2 protein-coding genes (1 of these 2 only partly in view) are annotated in these 19,896 nt (G+C 70.5%); both read right to left on the minus strand.

Translation table 11 applies throughout. The features are described from left to right. A protein-coding gene (locus MYSTI_RS20515; protein WP_015349700.1) for a hybrid non-ribosomal peptide synthetase/type I polyketide synthase crosses the window boundary here: on the minus strand, nt 1-17,387 show its 5' end (the start). 22,429 nt of this gene lie to the left of the window's left edge; 17,387 of the gene's 39,816 nt are visible here — the first part of the coding sequence; the start codon lies at nt 17,385-17,387; its stop codon lies beyond the left edge, outside the window. A gap of 157 nt (nt 17,388-17,544) precedes the next feature. Beyond that, a complete protein-coding gene (locus tag MYSTI_RS20520) occupies nt 17,545-19,845 on the minus strand; it encodes a TIGR02266 family protein (RefSeq protein ID WP_015349701.1) in 2,301 nt (766 codons plus the stop codon). Nucleotides 19,846-19,896: the final 51 nt, after the last annotated feature.

The following is a 19,896-nucleotide window of genomic DNA, read 5'->3' on the forward strand; positions in this document are numbered from 1 at the left end:
TCCAGCGAGCCGAGCGGCTGGTCCGGGCTGGCGACGACGGCCTCGAGCAGCGCGCGCAGGTGGCCCGCGAGCCGCGCCACCGTGGGGGCGGTGAACAGCTCCGTGCTGTACTCGATGACGCCCCGCATCCCCTCCGCGTTCTCGATGAGGATGAGGCCCAGGTCGAAGCGCGCGGTGTCGTTCTCCACGTCGAGCTGACGCAGGGTGAGGCCCGGGATGCGCATCGCCTCGGTGGGCGTGTTCTGGAGCGCGAAGATGGCCTGCACCAGCGGGTTGCGGCCCAGGTCGCGCTGGGGCTGGAGTTCCTCGACGATCTTCTCGAAGGGGAGGTCCTGGTGCTCGTAGGCCGCGAGCGTCGTCTCACGGACCTGCGAGAGCAGCGCGCGGAAGGAGTCCTTCGCACGCACCCGGGCGCGGAGGACCAGCGTGTTGACGAAGAAGCCGACCAGTCCCTCCAGCTCGCCGTGCCGGCGGCCCGCGATGGGAGAGCCGACGAGGAGCTCCTCCTGGCGGCTGTAGCGGGAGAGCAGCGTCTGCCATGCGGCCAACAGGGTCATGAAGGGCGTGGCCCCCACCTGCCTGCCGAGCGACACCAACCCGTTCACCAGCTCGCGAGGGAGCTGGAGGTGATGCGCCGCGCCCTGCGCCGTGCTCAGCGCGGGACGGGGCAGGTCCGTGGGCAGGTCCAGGATGTGCGGCGCGCCTTCGAGCCGCTTCTTCCACCAGTCCACCTCGCGGGCGAGGACGTCGCCCTGGAGCCACTGGCGCTGCCACGCCGCGAAGTCGACGTACTGCACCGGGAGCGGAGACAGCGCGGGGGACTTCTGCGTGGAGAAGGCCTCGTAGGCCAGCGCGACCTCGCGCACCATCACGCCCAGGGACCAGCCGTCCGAGATGATGTGGTGCATGACGAGCACCAGCACGTGCAGGTCCGCGTCGAGCCGTAGCAGCAAGGTGCGAAGCAGCGGCCCCGTGCCCAGGTCGAACGGCTGGCTGGCCTCCTCGGCGGCGTACTTGCGGGCCGCGGCCTCACGCTCCTCGGGCTTCACATCGGTGAGATCCGTGAGCGGCAGCGTCCAGGGCCTGTGCGGATGGATGGTCTGGGTGGGCTGGCCGTCCTTCAGCGCGAAGGACGCGCGCAAGGGCTCGTGACGGGAGACGAGGAGGTCCAGGGCCTGCCGCAGGGCCTCGGCGTTCAGGGCGCCTTCCAGGCGGATGGCGCCGGAGACGTTGTACTGGGTGCCCCCGGGCTGCACCTGGTCGAGCAGCCACAGGCGCTGCTGCGCGAACGACAGCGGCAGCTCGCCATCGCGAGGGATGGGCCGCAGCGGCGGCACCTGCGACGGCGTCGAGCGGAAGAGCATCCCTTCCTCGACGAGCTCGGTGACTCGCGCCACGGTGGGCGCGTCGAACACGGCATGGACGGGGAACTCGACACCGAACGTGGTGCGCAGCCGGGAGACGAGCTGCGTCGCGAGGAGGGAGTGGCCCCCCAGCGCGAAGAAGTCGTCATGCAGGCCCACGTGGTCGACGCGGAGCAGCTCGCGGAACGCCGTCGCGACCCGCTGCTGGAAGGGCGTGAGGCGCTCAGGGGCCTTGGGGGCCGTGAGGCTCGTCGCCGAGGCGGGCGCCACGGGAACGGGGAGCGCCTTGCGGTCCAGCTTCCCGCTGGGCGTCAGCGGGAGCGCCGGAAGGACGACGAAGGCCGACGGCACCATGAACGTGGGCAGCCGCGTCCCCAGGAATTCCTTCAGCCCCGCCGTGTCCGAGGAGGCCGACGACGGGACGACGTAGCCCACGAGGCGCTGGTCACCCGGCGAGTCCTCGCGCACGAGGACCACGGCCTCGCGCACGGAGGGATGCGCGAGCAGGGCGGTCTCAATCTCACCCAGCTCGATGCGGTAGCCCCGCAGCTTCACCTGGAAGTCCGCGCGGCCCTGGTACTCCAGCGTGCCATCCGGCATCCACCGGGCCACGTCGCCCGTGCGGTACAGCCGGGCGTCCTTCTCCGAGGAGAAGGCATCGGGGATGAAGCGCTCCGCGGTGAGCTGCGGCTTGCGCCAGTACCCCTGGCCCACCTGGATGCCACCGATGAACAGCTCACCGGGAATGCCCAGAGGCGTGGGCTGGCCGTGTCCATCCAGGACGTACAGCCGCGTGTTCGCCACCGGCCGGCCAATGGGGATGCTGGTCCGCGAGTCGCCACGCTTGCAGTGGAAGTAGCTGACCTCCACCGCCGCTTCCGTCGGGCCGTAGAGGTTGAGCACCTCCACGCTCGCCGGCAGCCGCGCGTGGGCCTTGGTCACCAAGTCTACCGTCAATGCTTCGCCGCTGCACACCACGCGCTTCAGGTGCGTCAGCGTCTCCAGACCGGGCTCCTCCAGGAAGGCCCGCATCATCGACGGCACGAAGTGCACCGTGGTGACGCGTTGTTCCCTGAGCAACTTCACCAGGTAGGTCGAGTCCTGGTGACCACCGGGGCGTGACACCAACAGCCGCGCGCCCGTCAGCAGCGGCCAGAAGAACTCCCACACGGACACGTCGAAGCTGAACGGCGTCTTCTGCAGCACGGTGTCCGCGCTCGTCAGCGCGTCCTCCTGCTGGAGCCACTTCAGCCGGTTGATGATGGCCTCGTGCCGGTTCATCGCCCCCTTGGGTCTTCCCGTCGAACCCGAGGTGAAGATGACGTAGGCCAGAGACTGTGGACCCGCGAGCGGCGAGGGTGTCGAGGCGGGCTGGCGCGAGATGGCCGCCCACTCCGTATCCAGGCACACCACTCGCGAGCCGTGCTGGGGCAGCACGGACTTCAGGCGCTCATGCGTGAGGACCACGGGGGCATCCGCGTCCTCCACCATGCCGGCCAGTCGCTCCGGCGGATAGCCCGGGTCCAACGGCACGTAGGCCGCGCCGGACTTCATGACACCGAGCAGCGACACCACCAGGTCCAGCGAGCGCTCCAGGCACACGCCCACCAGGACTCCCGGCCGCGCGCCCAGCATGCGCAGGTGATGCGCGAGCTGGTTCGCCTTCGCGTCCAGCTGCGCGTAGGTGAGCGTGCCCTCCTCGAAGCGAACGGCCTCGGCGGCCGGGGTGCGGCGCACCTGCTCCTCGATGAGGGCGTGCAGGGTGGTGTCCCGGGGGTACGCCTCCGCGCGGCCCTGGAACTCCACCAGCACCTTCCGCTGCTCCGCCTCGTCCATCAGCGGCAGGAGCCCGATGGGGGTGGCGGCGTCCCGTACCACCGCCTCCAGCAGGACGCGGAAGTGACGGCCCAGGCGCTCGGCGGAACCGGCGGAGAACAGGTCGAGGCTGTACTCCAGCGCGCCGTCGAGTCCGCCGCCCGTCTGCTCCATCAGCGACATCGTGAGGTCGAGCCGCGCCGTGTTCGTCACGGTCTTCAGGATGTCCACCTGAACCCCCGGCAACGAGGGGGCTCGCATGGGCGCGTTCTGGAGCGCGAACATCACCTGGATGAGCGGGGACTTGCGGCCCTCGCGCTCGCCGCCCAGGGACTCCACGAGCTGGTCGAACGGAACGTCCTGGTGGACGTACGCGGCCAGCGACTCCTCGCGGACGCGGGCCACCAGCTCACGGAAGGTCGGGTTGCCATCCACCCGGGCGCGCAGCACCAGCGTGTTGACGAAGAAGCCGATGAGCGGCTCCAGCTCGGCCCGGGTGCGCTGGGCCACGGGACTCCCCACGCAGAAGTCGTCCTGGCGGGAGTAGCGGGCCAGCACCACCTCGAACGCGGCGAGCAGGACCATGTACAGCGTGGCCCCCTCGTCGCGAGCAAGCTTCTCCACGGCCGCCACCAGCTCGGGAGGCAGGGAGAAGAAGTGGCTGGCGCCTCGAATCGTCCGCGTCGTGGGCCGGACGGTGTCCGCGGGCAGCTCCAGCGCCGGAGCCCCGGTGAAGCGGGCACGCTGCGCCGCGAGCTGCTTCTGGATTCCCTCCGACTGGACCCACTGCCGCTGCCATGACGCGAAGTCCGCGTACTGCACGGGCAGCTCGGGCAGGGGCACCTCGCGACCCTCGACGAGGGCCTCGTAGATGGAGGCCACCTCGTTCACCAGCACGCCCATGGACCAGCCGTCCGAGACGATGTGGTGCATGCACAGCAGCAGCACGTGCTCCGTGCCCGACAGGCGGACGAGCATCGTGCGCAGCAGTGGTCCCGACTGGAGGTCGAACCGGTGATGCGCCTCGTCGTTCATCCGGACGCGGAGGGCCGCCTCGCGCATGCTCGGCTCCAGCGCGCTCAGGTCCTCCACGGGCAGGGACCAGCGCGTCGGCGCGGGCTGGATGCGCTGGAACGGCACGCCCTCGTTCGCACCGAACGTGGTCCGCAGCACCTCGTGCCGCAGCACCAGCGTGGCGAAGGTCTCTCGCAGCACGCTCACATCGAGCTTGCCCGAAAGGCGCAGCGCCACGGGGACGTTGTAGACGGCCTGGCCCGGCTGGAGCTGCTCCAGGAGCCACAGTCGCTGCTGCGAGAAAGACAGGGGCAGAGACTCGTTCCGCGCCACCGCGACCAGCGGGGGCATGGCGGTGCGCGAGGCGCCCAACATGAGCGACTCGATGCGCTGCGCGAGTCCGGCCAGGGTCGGCGTCTCGAACAGCATGCGCAGGGGCAGGTCCACGTCGAACCGGGCGCGCACTCGCGTCACGAGCTGCGTGGCCAGCAGGGAGTGGCCGCCCAGCTCGAAGAAGTCGTCATGGGGGCCCACGCGGTCCACCTTCAGCACCTCGCGGAACAGGGCCGCGAGCTGCTGCTGGAGGAGCGTGAGGGACTCTTCCGAGACGGGCGAACCCGAGGCCACTTCCGGAGGAGGCAGCGCCTTGCGGTCCACCTTGCCGTTGGACGACAGGGGCAAGGACTCGAGCGCCACCCAGGCGGTCGGCACCATGTACTCGGGCAACTGGCGACGCAGGTGCTCGCGCAGCGCGGTGGGCTCCAGCGTGGCGGGGACGACGTACGCCACCAGGCGCTTGTCGCCCGGGACGTCCTCGCGGACCAGCACCGTCGCCTCGACGACGCCGGAGTGGCCACGCAGCGCGGCCTCGATTTCGCCGGGCTCGATGCGGAAGCCCCGCACCTTCACCTGGAAGTCGGTGCGACCCAGGAACGTGAGCGTGCCGTCCTCGGTCCACCGCACCCGGTCACCGGAGCGATAGAGCCGCGCCCCTGGGGTCGAGGAGAAGGGGTGGGGGATGAAGCGCTCGGCGGTGAGTGCGGGCTGTCCCAGATACCCTCGGGCCAGACCCTCGCCGCCGATGAACAGCTCGCCCGGGACACCCACGGGGACGGGGCGCAGGGACTCATCCAGGACGAAGACCTGCGTGTTGCCGATGGGGCGGCCGATGGAGACGGAGCTGCCCACTTCATCGCCCGCCGACATCCGATGGCACGCGGTGAAGGTGGTGCCCTCGGTGGGGCCGTAGCCGTTCACCAGCCCCTGGCCACTCGCCAGACGCTCGCGAACCCGGGGGACCGGGAGCACGTCACCCCCCGCGAGGAGCTGCGGAACCCGGGCGAGTGCCTCCGGCTGGTGCTGCTGCATCTGGTCGAACAGCGCGGCGGTCAGCCAGAGCAGGGACACCTGATGCTGGACCAGGGCCTCACCCAGCTCCTTCAGGTCCGGCGTCGCCTGCGGATAGACGACCAGCCGTCCACCGTGCAGCAGGGCGCCCCAGATCTCGAGCGTCGAGGCATCGAACGCCAGCGGCGCCAACTGGAGCACCACCTCCTTGGGCCCCAGGTCGACGAAGCGCGCGTTCGTGAGCAGGCGCACGACGCCGCGATGCGGAACCGCCACGCCCTTGGGCCGGCCCGTGGAGCCGGAGGTGTACGAGACGTAGGCCAGGTGGTCCGGGCCGATATCCGCGAGCACGGGGCTGGTGGGCTGGCGCGCGATGGTGCTCCACTCGGAGTCCAGCGACACCAGGGGCTGCGAGCCCGCGGGCAGTTCGTCCTCCAGTGACTGCTGGGTGAGCACCGCGGCCACACCCGAGTCCTCGAACAGGAACGCGAGCCGCTGCGCGGGATACGACGGCTCCAGCGGCACGTAGCACCCACCGGCCTTCAGGATGCCCAGCACGCCGACAAGCTGGTCCAGCCCGCGGTGCAGGCACACGCCCACGCGAGACTCCACGCCCAGGCCCAATCCGCGCAGGTGGTGCGCGAGCTGGTTGGATCGCTCGTCGAGCTGCGCGTAGGTGAGCGTCCGGCCCTCGTGCTCCACGGCCACCGCCGACGGAGTCCGCGCGACCTGGGCCGCGAACAGCGCGGGAATCGTCGCCACGGCGGGCAGCGCCACACGCGTCTCATTCCAGGTGTGCAGCACCCGCTGACGCTCCGCCTCGGTCATCAGCGGAAGCTGGCTCAGGCGCTGCTCCAGGCTCCCGTTCGCCACCGCGTCGAGCACCACGCCCAGGTGCTCCGCCATCCGGCGGACGGTCGCCTCCGTGAAGAGGTCGGTGCTGTACTCGAGCTGTCCTTCCAGCCCGCCGTCCTTCTCCGTGAGGGAGAGGGTGAGGTCGTAGCGCGCGGTCCGGGTGGAGCTCGGCAGCAGGTCCACCTGCAGGCCCGTGAGCGACGGCGCGCGCATGGGCGCGTTCTGGAGCACGAACAGGGTCTGGAACAGCGGCGTGCGCGAGAGGTCTCGCTCTCCGCCCAGGGCCTCCACCATCCGGTCGAAGGACACGTCCTGGTGCGCGAACGCGGACAGGGCCACGTCCCTCACCTGTCCCAGCATCGCGGCGACCGTGGGGTCTTCGTCCCACTGGAAGCGCAGCGGGACGGTGTTGACGAAGAAGCCAATCAACCCTTCGAGCTCCGGACGCTCCCGGTGGCTCACCGTGGTCCCCGTCGTCAGGTCGCGCTGTCCCGAGTACCGGGAGAGCAGCGCCTGCCAGCCGGTCATCAGGACCATGTAGAGCGTCACGCCCTGCTCACGGCCCAGGGACTCCAGTCGGGAGACCAGCGTCGCGGGCAGCGAGAAGGAGTACAGCGCGCCCGCGAACCCGCGTGAGGCCGGGCGCGGATGGTCCGTGGGGAGCTCCAGCACGGGAGCCCCCTGGAGTCGCGAGCGCCACCAGTCGAGGTGAGTGTTCGCGGCCCCGGCGTCCAGCACCCGCCGCTCCCACGTCGCGAAGTCCGCGTACTGCACGGGCAACTCCGGCAACGCGGGCGCCTTGTTCTCCAGCAGCGCGGAGTGCGCCGCGGCGACCTCGCGCACCAGCACATCCACGGACCAACCGTCCGCGATGATGTGGTGGATGCACAGCAGGAGCACGTGCTCCTGGTCCGCGAGCCGCAGCAGGCGGGTCCGCAGCAACGGGCCGTGCTCCAGGTCGAAGGCGTGATGCGCCTCCTCGCTGATTCTCCGCGCGGAGAGGGCCTCGCGCTCGGACGGGGCGAGGGCGCGCAGGTCCTCGATCTCCAGCGCCCACCGCGCGGGGGCCTCCTGGATGCGCTGGACCGGGTTGCCCTCGTGGGTCGTGAAGGTGGTGCGCAGCGCCTCGTGACGGCGGACGACCTCCAGGAACGCACGGCTCAGCACGTCTGTCTGGAGCGGCCCCCGCAGACGCAGCGCCGCCGGCATGTTGAAGGCGACCAGATCCGGCTGGAGCTGGTTCATGAACCAGAGCCGCTGCTGGGCGTAGGACATCGCCATCCCCTGGGGGTCTCTCGGAATCGAGACCAGGGGCGGCAACACCGTCGTGGTGGGGTTCGAGGCACGCGCCACTTCGATCCGCTCCGCGAGCCGCGCCACGGTGGGCGCCTCGAAGAAGGTCCGAAGGGACAGCGCTCCTCCCAACCGCTCGCGCACCCGCGTCACCACCTGGGTGGCCAGCAGCGAGTGGCCGCCCAGGAGGAAGAAGTCGTCGTGCAGGCCGATGCGCTCGACGTGCAGCACTTCGCGGAACACCTCCGCGAGCTGCTGCTGGAGTTCCGTCCGAGGCGCCTCGAAGTTCGAGTCTCCCCCGGCGAACGTCGGTGCGGGCAGGGCCTTCCGGTCCACCTTGCTGTGCGACGTCTGAGGCAGCGCGGCCAGCGCGACGAACGCGGTCGGCACCATGTACTCGGGCAGGCTCCGACGCAGGTGGGAGCGCAGGGCCTCCACGTCCGCGTCCGCGGGGGTGACGTAGGCCACCAGGCGCTTGTCGCGAGGCGCGACCTCACGCACCACCACGATGGCCTCACCGATGCCCGGGTGGGCACGCACGGCCGCTTCGATTTCACCGGGCTCGATGCGGAAGCCGCGCACCTTCACCTGGAAGTCGATGCGGCCGAGGAACTCGAGTGTGCCGTCCTTGCGCCAGCGCGCGCGGTCACCGGAGCGGTAGAGCCGCTCACCCAGCGTGGTGGCGAAGGGGTGTGGCACGAAGCGCTCGGCGGTGTGCGCGGGCTGATTCTGGTAGCCCCGGGCGAGGCCCGAGCCACCGATGTACAGCTCGCCAGGAATGCCCACGGGCACCGGCCGCAGGCTCGCGTCCAGCACATAGGCTTCCATGTTGGGCAGCGGCCGGCCGATGGGGATGGAGTCTCCCAGCACCTCCCCTGGCTTCACGAGGTGCTGCACCGCGACGACCGAGGCTTCCGTGGGACCGTAGGCGTTGCAGACGGAGCGGCCCTGCGCCAGGCGCTCACGCACCCGGGGAATGGGCATCACCTCGCCACCCACCACGAGATGGTGAAGCCGCGCGAAGGCCTCCGGTTGCTGCTGTTGCATGACATCGAACAGCGCGGTGACGATGGCGGCGCTGTTCACGCCTTGGTCGACGATGAGCCGCGCGAGCTCCGCCGGCTCGGGAGGGCCCGGCGGGTACACGACGATTCGCGCGCCGAACACCAGCGCGCTCCACACCTCCAGCATGATCGGGTCGAACGTCGGCGCCGACACCAGGAGGAGCACTCCCTCGGGCCCTCGGGGGAGGCAGGCGCCGGACACCAGGCGCAGCACCGCTCGATGCGGAACGGCCACGCCCTTGGGCTTGCCCGTTGAGCCGGACGTGTACGCGATGTACGCGAGCTGGTCCGGGCTCTCGAAGACACTGACGGGAGCCGCGGAGTGGCGCGCGAGCTGGGCCGCGTCGGAATCCAGGCGAACCACCGCGAGGCCCCGGTTCTCCAGGGAGGACGCGGTGGAGTCCAGCGTCAGCACGGCGGAGAGCCCCGCATCCGCGACGACATGGGCCAGCCGCGTCTCGGGCCACGCGAGGTCCAAGGGGACGTAGCAGCCCCCCGCCTTCGCGACCGCGAGCATGCCGACCACCAGCTCCAGGCTCCGAGACAGCGCCAGACCCACGCGAGGCTCGGTCCCCAGGTCCAGGGACACTAGGTGGTGGGCGATCTGGTTGGAGCGCGCCTCCAGCTCGGCATAGGTAACGGTCCGGCCCTGGTCGACCACGGCCACGGCTCCCGGAGTCGCGAGGACTCGCGCGGTGAAGGACGCATGAAGCGTGGTGTCGGACGGGTACTCCGCGCGGGTGTCATTCCAGGCGACGAGCACCTGGTTCCGCTCCGCGTCGGACATCAGCGGCAGGGCGGAGACCCTGCGCCGTGCATTCTCGACGACTCCCGCGAGCAGGCGCAGGAAGTGGTCGGCCATCCGGTCCGCCGTCTCCGGCGTGAAGAGGTCCAGGCTGTATTCGAGCTGGCCCTCGAGCGCGCCCTGACGCTCCAGCAGCGACACGGTGACGTCGAACTTGGACGTGTCCGTCACGGTCGGGAGGACTTCCACGCTCAGGCCCGGCAGCGCGGGCGGAGGAACGGGCGCGTTCTGGAGGACGAACGCCGACTGGAAGACCGGCGTGCGAGCCAGGTCACGCTCCCCGCCCAGTGCCTCGACGAGCGTGTCGAACGGCACGTCCTGGTGCGCGAACGCGGCCAGCGACTCCTCGCGCACCCGTCCCACCAGCTCCAGGAAGGTCGGGGCGCCGTCGAGCCGCGAGCGCAGCGCGAGCGTGTTGACGAAGAAGCCAATCAGCCCCTCGAGCTCCGGCCGCGTGCGATGAGCCACGGGGGTGCCCACGCAGAACTCCGTCTGCCCCGAGTAGCGGGAGAGCAGGGTCTGCCATCCGGCCAGCAGGACCATGAAGAGCGTGGCGCCCTCCGACTGGCCCAGCTTCTCCAGCCCCGAGACCATCGAGGCCGGCAACGTGAAGAACTTCGTGGCGCCTCGGGTGCTGCGCACCGCGGGACGAGGGAAGTCCGTGGGCAGGTCCAGGACTGGCGTGCCCTGGATGCGCGTGCGCCACCACTCAACCAGTGCGTTCGAGGTGTCACTCTCCAACACCCGCCGCTGCCAGGCCGCGTAGTCGGCGTACTGGACAGGCAGCGAGGGGAGGGTGGACTCCTGGCCAGCGGAGAGGGCCGCGTAGAGCGAGGCCACCTCGCGCACCAGCACGCCCATGGACCACCCGTCCGAGACGATGTGGTGCATGCACAAGAGCAGCCGGTGGTCCTCGTCACCAAGGCGGAGGAGGGCGGTGCGCAGCAGCGGTCCGTTCTCCAGGTCGAACGGCTGGTGCGCCTCCTCGGAGACCCGTCGCCGCACGGCCTCCTCACGGGCCGAGGACTCCAGGGCCGAGAGGTCTTCGACGGTCAGGAGCCAGGACTCGGGCGCGGGATGGACGAGTTGCACGGGCTGGCCATCGCGCGGCGCGAAGGTGGTGCGCAAAGGCTCGTGCCTGCGGACGATCTCCGCGAAGGTGCGGCGCAGGGACTCCACATGGAGCCGCCCCGTCAGGCGCAACGCGATGGGGATGTTGTACGCGGCCTCTCCGGGCTGGAGCTGCTCCAGGAACCAGAGCCGCTGCTGCGCGAACGACACCGCGAGCGGCGCCATCGCATCCGTGCGCGGCAGGCGCTCCAGCGGGAGCGCTTCGCTCGGGTTCGCGGAGGACGTTCCCTGCATGGAGGCGACGCGCTCGGCGAGGCGCTCCACGGTGGGAGCCTCGAAGAGCACGCGAAGGGACAGTGAGACGCCGTGCTGCGCGCGCAGCCGCGTCACCACCTGCGTGGCCAGCAGCGAGTGGCCGCCCAGCGCAAAGAAGTCATCGCGGGCACCCACGCGGGAGTGGCCGAGCACCTCCGAGAAGAGGCGGGCGATGGTCTCTTCCGTCGGGTTTCGCGGCGCGACGTACTCGTCCTCGATGACGGAGCGGTCCGCCTCCGGCGTGGGCAGCGCGGCGCGGTTCACCTTGCCACTGGGCGTCAGCGGCAAGGACGGCAGCACGACGAAGGCGGACGGCACCATGTGCGGGGGCAGCCGCTCCGTCAGGGCCTGACGGATGCGCGCCACCTCACGGGCACTGCGAGCCCCTCTGAGCGGGTCATTCGCGAGCCGCGTGCCCTGCACGGACTCCGGCGTCAGATCCAGCTGCGCCGTCATTCCGATGCGCGTGAACACCACGTCCACGGCACCATCGGCGTGGGCACCGGCCCAGCTCACCTGGGTCTGGTAGCCCAGCGCGCCTCCGAGGGCATGGAGGTCCTCGGGCTCCACGCCGCGCCCCGGCCAATCCCGGAGCACTTCGCGCACCGCGGCGACATGGGGCGGCCTGCCGGAGCCGGACAGCAGCTCGACGAGGCGGGTGTCATCCAGCACGCGCGCGTTGGGCAGCCCGCGCACGGCGAGCACGTCGGGCTGTCCCGTCAGCTGATGACGCAGCGACTCCAGCGTCTGGTCCCGGCCCTCCCGCCACTCGGGACGGGTGGTCGCGGTGGGCTCGCCGACGTGGACGATGACCTCGTAGCGGAAGCGGCTCAGCTCGTTGTCATAGCGGCCGTGCTTGGGCAGCACCTCCACGCGGGCAATGCCGGGCACGCGCGAAGGCAGCGACGTGAAGAACGTGGGCGAGAGGACCAGCTCCTCCTCGGCCAGCACGTCGCGCTGTACGCGGTACTGGAGCTGCGACGTCGCGAGGTTGGGCGGCGCGCGGTGCAGACGCACCGAGGCGCGGAAGGCCTCCAGCAGCTCCAGGTTGCGCACGTCGCCCAGGAAGATGCGGCCCCCGGGCTTCAGCACTGACACCGCGCCACGCAGCACCTGGAACAGGTAGTCACCGCTCGGGAAGTACTGGATGACGGAGTTGATGATGACGGTGTCGAACGAGCCGGGCTCGATGCCCGACAGGTCATCCACGCTCCGGTGGAGCAGATGGACGGAGCGGAGGGAGTCGCCCAGTCGCTCACGCTGACGCTCGATGCGATCCAACGCCGGACGCGCGAAGTCCACGCCCCAGTACGCCTCACACCGAGGCGCCAGCCGGTACAGCAGCAGCCCCGTGCCGCACCCCAGCTCCAGGATGCGTCGCGGTCGCAGGGCGAGGATCTGCCGCACGGTGGTGTCCACCCACTCGCGCATCTGCTCGGCCGGGAGCGGGCCGCTGGTGTAGCTGTCGTTCCAACCGGAGATGTCGAACGTCGGGTCGTCGCTGCGCTCGCCCTGGGCGTAGGTCTCGTCGTAGACGGCCTTCCACTGAGCGGTCTGCTCGACGGTGCCCGAGGTGTCCAGGTCGCCCAGGACGACGTACGCCGCCAGCCGCTTGTCCCCAGGCGAGTCCTCGCGAGCCATCACCACCGTCTCGCGGACCGAGGGGTGCGTGCTCAGCGCCGACTCGATCTCGCCCAGCTCGATGCGGAAGCCGCGAATCTTCACCTGGTTGTCGATGCGGCCCAGGTACTCGAGGTCTCCATTGGCCAGGCGCCGCGCCAGGTCACCCGCGCGGTACAGCTTGCGCCCTGGCACCGGGCCGAAGCGGTCCTCCACGAAGCGGGCGGAGGTGAGCTCGGGCCGTCGCAGGTAGCCGCGCGCCACGCCCGCGCCACCGACGTGAATCTCGCCGGGAACACCCACGGGCACGGGCTGCCCCGCGGTGTCGAGCAGGTAGAGCTGGAGGTCCGGTATCGGACGGCCAATCACGCTGGACCAGGGGCGTTCCACATCGGCCATCCGCACGGGGCGGTAGGTGACGTGCACCGTGGTCTCGGTGATGCCGTACATGTTGACGAGCGTGGGCTGCTCATCGCCGTGCCGCTCGAACCAGGGGCGCAGCGCGGCCATGTCGAGCGCCTCGCCGCCGAAGACGACGTAGCGCAGGGACAGCGTGGGCACCGGGCCCCGGAGCGCGGCCTGCTGCTCGGCGTGGATGAGCTGGCGGAACGCGGTGGGCGTCTGGTTGAGGACGGTGACGCGCTCGTCCGCGAGGAGCCGATGGAAGGCCTCGGGGGAACGGCTCACCCAGTACGGCACCACCACCAGTCGGCCGCCGTACAGCAGCGCGCCCCAGAGCTCCCAGACGGAGAAGTCGAACGCGTAGGAGTGGAACAGCGTCCACACGTCCTCGGCGCCGAAGTGGAACCACGTCTCCGTGGCGGTGAACAGGCGCACCACGTTGTCGTGGCGCACCATCACGCCCTTGGGTCGACCCGTGGAGCCGGAGGTGTAGATGACGTAAGCGAGGTCGGTCGGCGCGTTGCAGCGCGGCGGGCGAGGCACGGCCGTGGACGTGGCGGGCAGGTCCACGTCCATGCGCACCAGGGCGGCACCGGACTCGGGGAACCGGTCCTCGAGCGAGCTCTGCGTGATGAGGACCGGCGCCTGCGCGTCCTCCAGCATGAACGCGAGGTTCTCGCGGGGATAGGACGGGTCCAAAGGCAGGTAGGCACCACCGGCCTTGAGGATGCCGAGCAGGGCCACCACCAGCTCCGGCCCGCGCTCCAGGCACACGCCCACCAGGACATCGGGCCCCACGCCGTGGCGCAGCAGCACCTGGGCCACCTGATTGGCGCGCGAATCCAGCTCGCGGTACGAGAGGTGCCGCGACTCGAACGTGACGGCGATGGCTTCCGGCGTGCGGTCGGCCTGGGCCTCGAAGCGCTCCACCAGGGTGCCGTCGCTCGGCGACTCGGCGCGCGGGTTCCAGGCGTGGAGGACGTGCTGACGCTCGGCCTCCGTCATGAGCGGGAGGTCGGCGATGCGCTGATCGGGGGACTCGGCCATGGCGGCCATCACCGCTTCCAGGTGGCCCAGCAGCCGGTCGATGGTCTCCGCGTCGAAGAGGTCGGACGCGTACTTGCAGCCGATGAGGAGTCCCTCGGGGCGATGGGTCGCCTCGAAGGTCAGGTCCAGCTCCGTGGTGCGGTTGTCCAGGAGCGACACGTCCAGCGTCACCCCGTTGCCCATGGGCACGTCGTGCGGGATGTCGTAGTCGTCCAGGACGAAGGCGACGTTGTACAGCTCACGCCGCTGTGAGCCGGGCTGCGCGGCCGCGAGGATGTGGTCGAACGGGCAGTGGCCGTGGGTCAGCGCCCCCAGCGTGGTCTGCTTGACGGACGCGAGCAGCTTCGTCACGGAGGCTTCGGCCGGCAGGCGCACGCGAAGCGGGATGAAGTTGGTGCAGTCGCCCATCAGCTCGCGAATGCCGGGGACCTCGCGGCCGGAGACGGCCGATCCGAGCACGAAGTCCGACTGACCACTCCAGCGGTGCAGCACGGTGGACAGCGCGGTGAGCACGCTGACGAAGGGCGTGACACCTTCACGCCGCCCCAGGGCATGCAGCTTCGTCACCACCGCCGCGGGCAGCAGCCGCGAGCGGCGAGCACCGTGGAACGAGAGACGCTGAGGCCGGGGCCTGTCGGTCGGGAGCGCCAGCAAGGACGGCGCGTCCGCGAGCGTCTGCTTCCACCACGTCAGCTCGGTGCGCAGGGCCTGGGGCTTGAAGTGCTCGAGCTGCCACGCGGCGAAGTCCCCGTACCGCAACGACGGCTCGGGGAGCGGCGAAGGACGGCCCTCGGAGCAGGCGCCATAGAGGGCGACCAGCTCGCGCGCCATGAGGCCCACGGTCCAACCATCGGCCACCAGGTGGTGCACGGAGACGACCAGCGAATGGTCCTCGGGCCCGAAGCGCACCAGGGTGAAGCGCACAAGAGGCCCGGTCGCCGGGTCCATGGGGCGCTGGCCATCGCGCACGGCGACGGCATCCACCACGCTCGCGCGCTCCGCCGAGTCGTGGGCGTCGGCGCTCACGCGCTCGATTCGCACGGGGCTCGCGGCCTGGACGTTCTGGAGCAGCACTCCGTCCTTCGACGTGAGCGTGGTCCGCAGCACGTCATGGCGGCGAACCAGCTCGTTCACGGCGCGCTCCAGCGCCTCCGTGCTCAGCGGCCCGCGCAGCGAGAAGGCCACGGGGATGTGGTACGCGGTCGACGCCGGTTCCATCTGTTGGATGAACCAGAGCCGCTGCTGCGCGAAGGACGCGGGCACGGGCCCCGCGGTCACCTCGCCACGCGCGGACGGACCCGGACGAGGGGCCGGTGCTCCACGCGCACCGGAGACCTCGGCGATGAGGCCCTGGAGCGTGACGTCCTGCAACAGCACGGCGGCGGAGACCCGCGCCCCCAGTCGCTTCTCGATGCGGGCCTGGAGGTCCGCCGCGCCCAGGGAGTCGAGTCCCATGCGGGTCAGCGGGGCATCCAGGTCGACCCCCTGGGAGGACTCCCCCAGGCTCAGGACGGCGGCGAGCTCCTCGCGCAGCACCTGCTCCAGCTCCGCATGAGCGGCGCTCGGCGCGGCGGGGGCCTGAGTCGCGGGGGCCTCTTGTACGGGAGCCTGCGCCGGTGCGACGCCGAGGTCCGAGCGCCACACCACGGGCAGCTCGCCGGACGCGAGCCCCGCGCGACTGGCGAAGCGCTGGATCTTCCCGCTGGAGGTCTTGGGAATCGAGCCGGGCGGAAGCAGCGCCACCGTCCGGGGTTGGACCTCCAGCTCGCTGGCGATGGCCTGCCGCACCGAATCGCCCACGGCCGCCAGGGCCTCGTTGTCGCCGGACTCGGCCAGCTCGCGAGCCACCTCGGCGACCACCGCGAGGGCCTCGCCGTCCGGCGTCTCGATGGCGAAGGCCGCCACGCTTCCGGCACGCACGCGGCGGTGCGCGCGCTCCACCACGGACTCGACGTCCTGCGGGTACAGGTTGCGACCCCGGAGGATGATGAGGTCCTTGCGCCGGCCCGTGACGATGACCTGACCATCGTCGAGCTTCAGTCCCAGATCTCCGGTGCGCAGGAAGGCCGGGCCCTCCTCGGCACCGACGGGACGCGCCTGGAAGGTCTCCCGCGACTGCTCGGGCTTGTTCCAGTAGCCCAGCGCGACGCTCGAACCGGACACCCAGATCTCGCCCACCTCGCCGTCCGCGCGCGGCACCCGCGTCTCCGGGTCGACGATGAGCAGCCGCTGCTCGGCCAGGCTCATGCCGCAGCCGATGTGCGAACGGATGCCCGCGGCGTCGGGCGCGCCGAGGACCGCGGCCCCTCGCGACAGCGCCGCGTCCTCCAGGTGGTGCACACGGGGAACGCGGCCCTTCTGCTCACCGGTGACGATGAGCGTGGCCTCCGCGAGCCCGTAGCACGGATAGAACGCCTCGCGACGGAAGCCCGCGGGTGCGAACACCTCCGCGAAGCGGTCCAGCGTGGCGGAGCGGATCGGCTCCGCGCCGCAGAACGCCAGCTCCCACGTGCTCAGGTCCAGCGCGCGCACGTCCTCGGGTGTCGCGCGACGCGCGCACAGCTCGAACGCGAAGTTGGGTCCTCCGCTGACGGTGCCGCGCAGTCGGGAGATGGCCTCCAGCCAGCGCAGGGGACGCTGGAGGAAGGACATGGGCGACATCAACGCGACGGAGAAGCCACCGTAGAGCGGCTGCAGGATGCCGCCGATGAGGCCCATGTCGTGGTACGGCGGCAGCCAGATGACGCCCTTGCTGTCCTGGCTCACCTGGAACGCGCCGGAGATGAGCCCCAGGTTGTGCAGCAGGTTCGCGTGGGTCAGCATCACGCCCTTCGGCGTGCCCGTGGAGCCCGACGTGTACTGGAGGAAGGCCAGCGTGCCAGGGCCCACGTCCGGCTCACGCCACGCGTCCTCGCCGCCCACCGGCAGCTCATCCGTGGCGAGCCAGTGGAGCGCTCGGAAGTCCGGGGCCTGCTCGAAGACGAACTCGGAGAGCCCCAGGATGCCCGACGTCGTGAGCACCATCGTGGCGCCCGCGTCCTGGATGATGGCGCGCAAGCGGGGCAGGGTGCGCCCCAGACGCATCGGGTCGGGTGGATAGGCAGGCACCGCCACCGCACCCGCGTAAAGACAACCAAAGAAGCCCGCGAGGTAGTCGAGCCCCGGCGGATAGAGGAGCAACACGCGCTGCCCCGTGGCCCCTCGCGATTGCAGCGCGGCGGCGATGCGCCTCGCCTGGAGGTCCAGCTCCAGCGCCGTCAGCGCGGCCTCTTCTCCATCGGACTCACCCAGGAAGGTGTAGAGCGGGCGCCGAGCGGACACTCCGGTAGCGCGTACGCGTAGCGCGTCGTTGAGGCTTCGAAATGGAGAATGCATGGGGGGGGTGGGTGCTCTCGTCAGGGCTGGTTTCGGCCGCCGGCTTAATAACAGGCGAGCCCGACAATCGCGGGAGTCAACGACTCCCCCCATGCATCTTTAATCCTGGCGTGAAGGTGAAGATCTGCTTAACCCACTCACAGTGGGAAGGTAGGACTCACGGTCTGCCAAACAAGCTCTTGAGCCATCCAACGAGGCTCCAAGTCTTGGATGCCGTCACCATGGGTGCTACCGCTTGGGCGCTTGCCTGTGTCGTCGACGTGATTTGCGATTGAGCGACACGCGGCGGTGAAGCGGTTGTTCCACCCACAGGCGCCTTCATCCGCGGTGCCTGGGGTTGTGTTCCGCCGACGCGCGCAGATGTCGCGGACGGCGACGCGGACGTGGCTGCGCTCGCGACCTCCGTGTCGAGCTGCGCCAGCTTGGCCTTCACGGCCTCGGGCGTGTCGCGTGTGGAGAAGGTACTCGTCACCTCGCGGCCGGTGGAGGCCTCGCGCGCGGTCACCTTGAGCAGCGACTCGTTGTTCACCTCGAACGTCACGGACACCTGCACGGAGCCGCGCGGCAGCTTGGGCAGTCCCGCGAGCTTGAGCGTGCCCAGGTACTCGTTGTCGGCCGCCTTGTCGGAGTCGCCCTGGAAGACGGTCAGCTCCAGCTCCGTCTGCCCATCGCGGTGCGTGGCCAGCGAGTAGGACTTCGTGGACGGCAGCGAGGTGTTGCGCTCGAGCACGGGCTTGAAGCGCCCGCCCGGGAGCCCCACGCCAATGGCCATGGGCAGCACGTCGATGAGCACCACGCCCTCGAGCTGTCCCAGGCTGTGCGCGAGGAGCGCGGCGCCCAGTGCCACGGCCTCGTCCGGGTGGACGCCCTTGCTGGGGGCCTTGCCGAAGAAGCGGGTGATCTTCTCGTGCACCAGCGGGAAGCGGCTCTGGCCTCCCACGAGGATGACCTCGTCGATGTCCTTGGGGCCCAGGCCCTTCGCCTTGAGGACCTCGTCGCAGACCTGGATGGTGCGGACCACCAGCTTCTCGGTCAACTCGACGAGCTTCTGCCGGGTCAGCACGACGTCCAGGTCGAACGGCTTGTCGTCGATCATCGTGACGAAGGCCACGTGCACCCGCATCTCCGAGCGCTCCGACAGCGCGCACTTCGCACGCTCCGCCGCGTCGTTGATGCGCTGCATGGCCACCCGGTCGCCCTGGAACGGGCGGCCCGTCTTCTTCTGGAACTCCTCCAGGAGGAACGTGACGATGGCGTTGTCGAAGTCGATGCCGCCCAGGAACGTGTCGCCGCCGGTGGAGATGACCTCGTAGACGTTGTCCGTCAGCTCCAGCACCGAGGCGTCGAACGTGCCACCGCCCAGGTCGTACACGAGCACGCGCTGGTTGAGCTTGCGGCCGTAGCCGTACGCGAGCGCCGCGGCGGTGGGCTCGTTGAGGATGCGCTCGACGTACAGCCCCGCGAGCTTGCCGGCCTCGCGCACCGCCTGCCGCTGGTTGTCGTTGTAGTACGCGGGCACGGTGACGACCGCGCGGGACACCATCTGGCCCAGCTGGTTCTGCGCGACCTCGCGGACCTCGCGGAGGATGAGCGCGGAGATCTGCTGGAGCGAATAGACGTGGTCCGAGAGCTTCACGCCCGCGTCGCCGTTCCCTCCGGCGGTGATCTCGTAGTGGAACTTGTCCTTGATCTGCTCGACGATGGTGGAGCCGTACGCGCGCCCCACCAGTCGCTTGGCGCCGTACACCGTCTGCCGGGGGTTGGTGAGCATCTGCCCCTTCGCGGGGTGGCCCACCACCAGCTTGCCGCGCGTGTTGACGGCGATGATGGAGGGCACGGTGTTGTGGCCCTCACGACTGTTGAGCACCCCGGGCTTGCCGTTGCGCACATACGCGGCGCAAGAGTTCGTCGTGCCCAGGTCGATGCCAATCACCAGCCCCGCGCGCTTGGGCTCCTCCGTGCTCAGCCCCAGCGCCGCGTCCGACATCATCACCGCGGGCGCGGGGGCCGCGGCCACGCTGCTCGCCGAGGCCGCCGGGGACACGGCCACGGTGGGGCTGGCCAGCTGCTGCGCGGGTGGGACGGTGTAGTCCGGCGCGCCCACCCCCGTCGGGACTGGGGGCGAGTCCGACTGGGCGTGGGGGAGGGTGGCGACCGCCAGGTCGAGGAGGCGGCGCGTCTGGGGGTCCACCGCCAGGAAGCGCAGGCCCATGCCCAGCACGCCCTGGCCCCCCTGGCCGGTGACGAAGTGGACGACGGCCTGGGCGTGGATGACGCGCTCACCGCTCGCCAGCCGGAGGTCCAGGGTGACGGCCGTCCCAGGCGGCTTCACCGCGCGGGCGCGCAGGTAGATGCCCCCCTTCGTGACATTGCCGCCATACTTCGCCAGGAACTCCTCGGGCGTCGCGAATGGCAGCTTCACCACGAGCCCGACCGCCGCCTGATTCGATTCCGTCAAAGCCCGGTTCCTGAGACGAGAGTGAAAAGTCGGTCGGATTATCGCTCGAAG

Origin of the sequence: Myxococcus stipitatus DSM 14675 (genome assembly GCF_000331735.1) — a bacterium.
GTDB lineage: Bacteria > Myxococcota > Myxococcia > Myxococcales > Myxococcaceae > Myxococcus > Myxococcus stipitatus.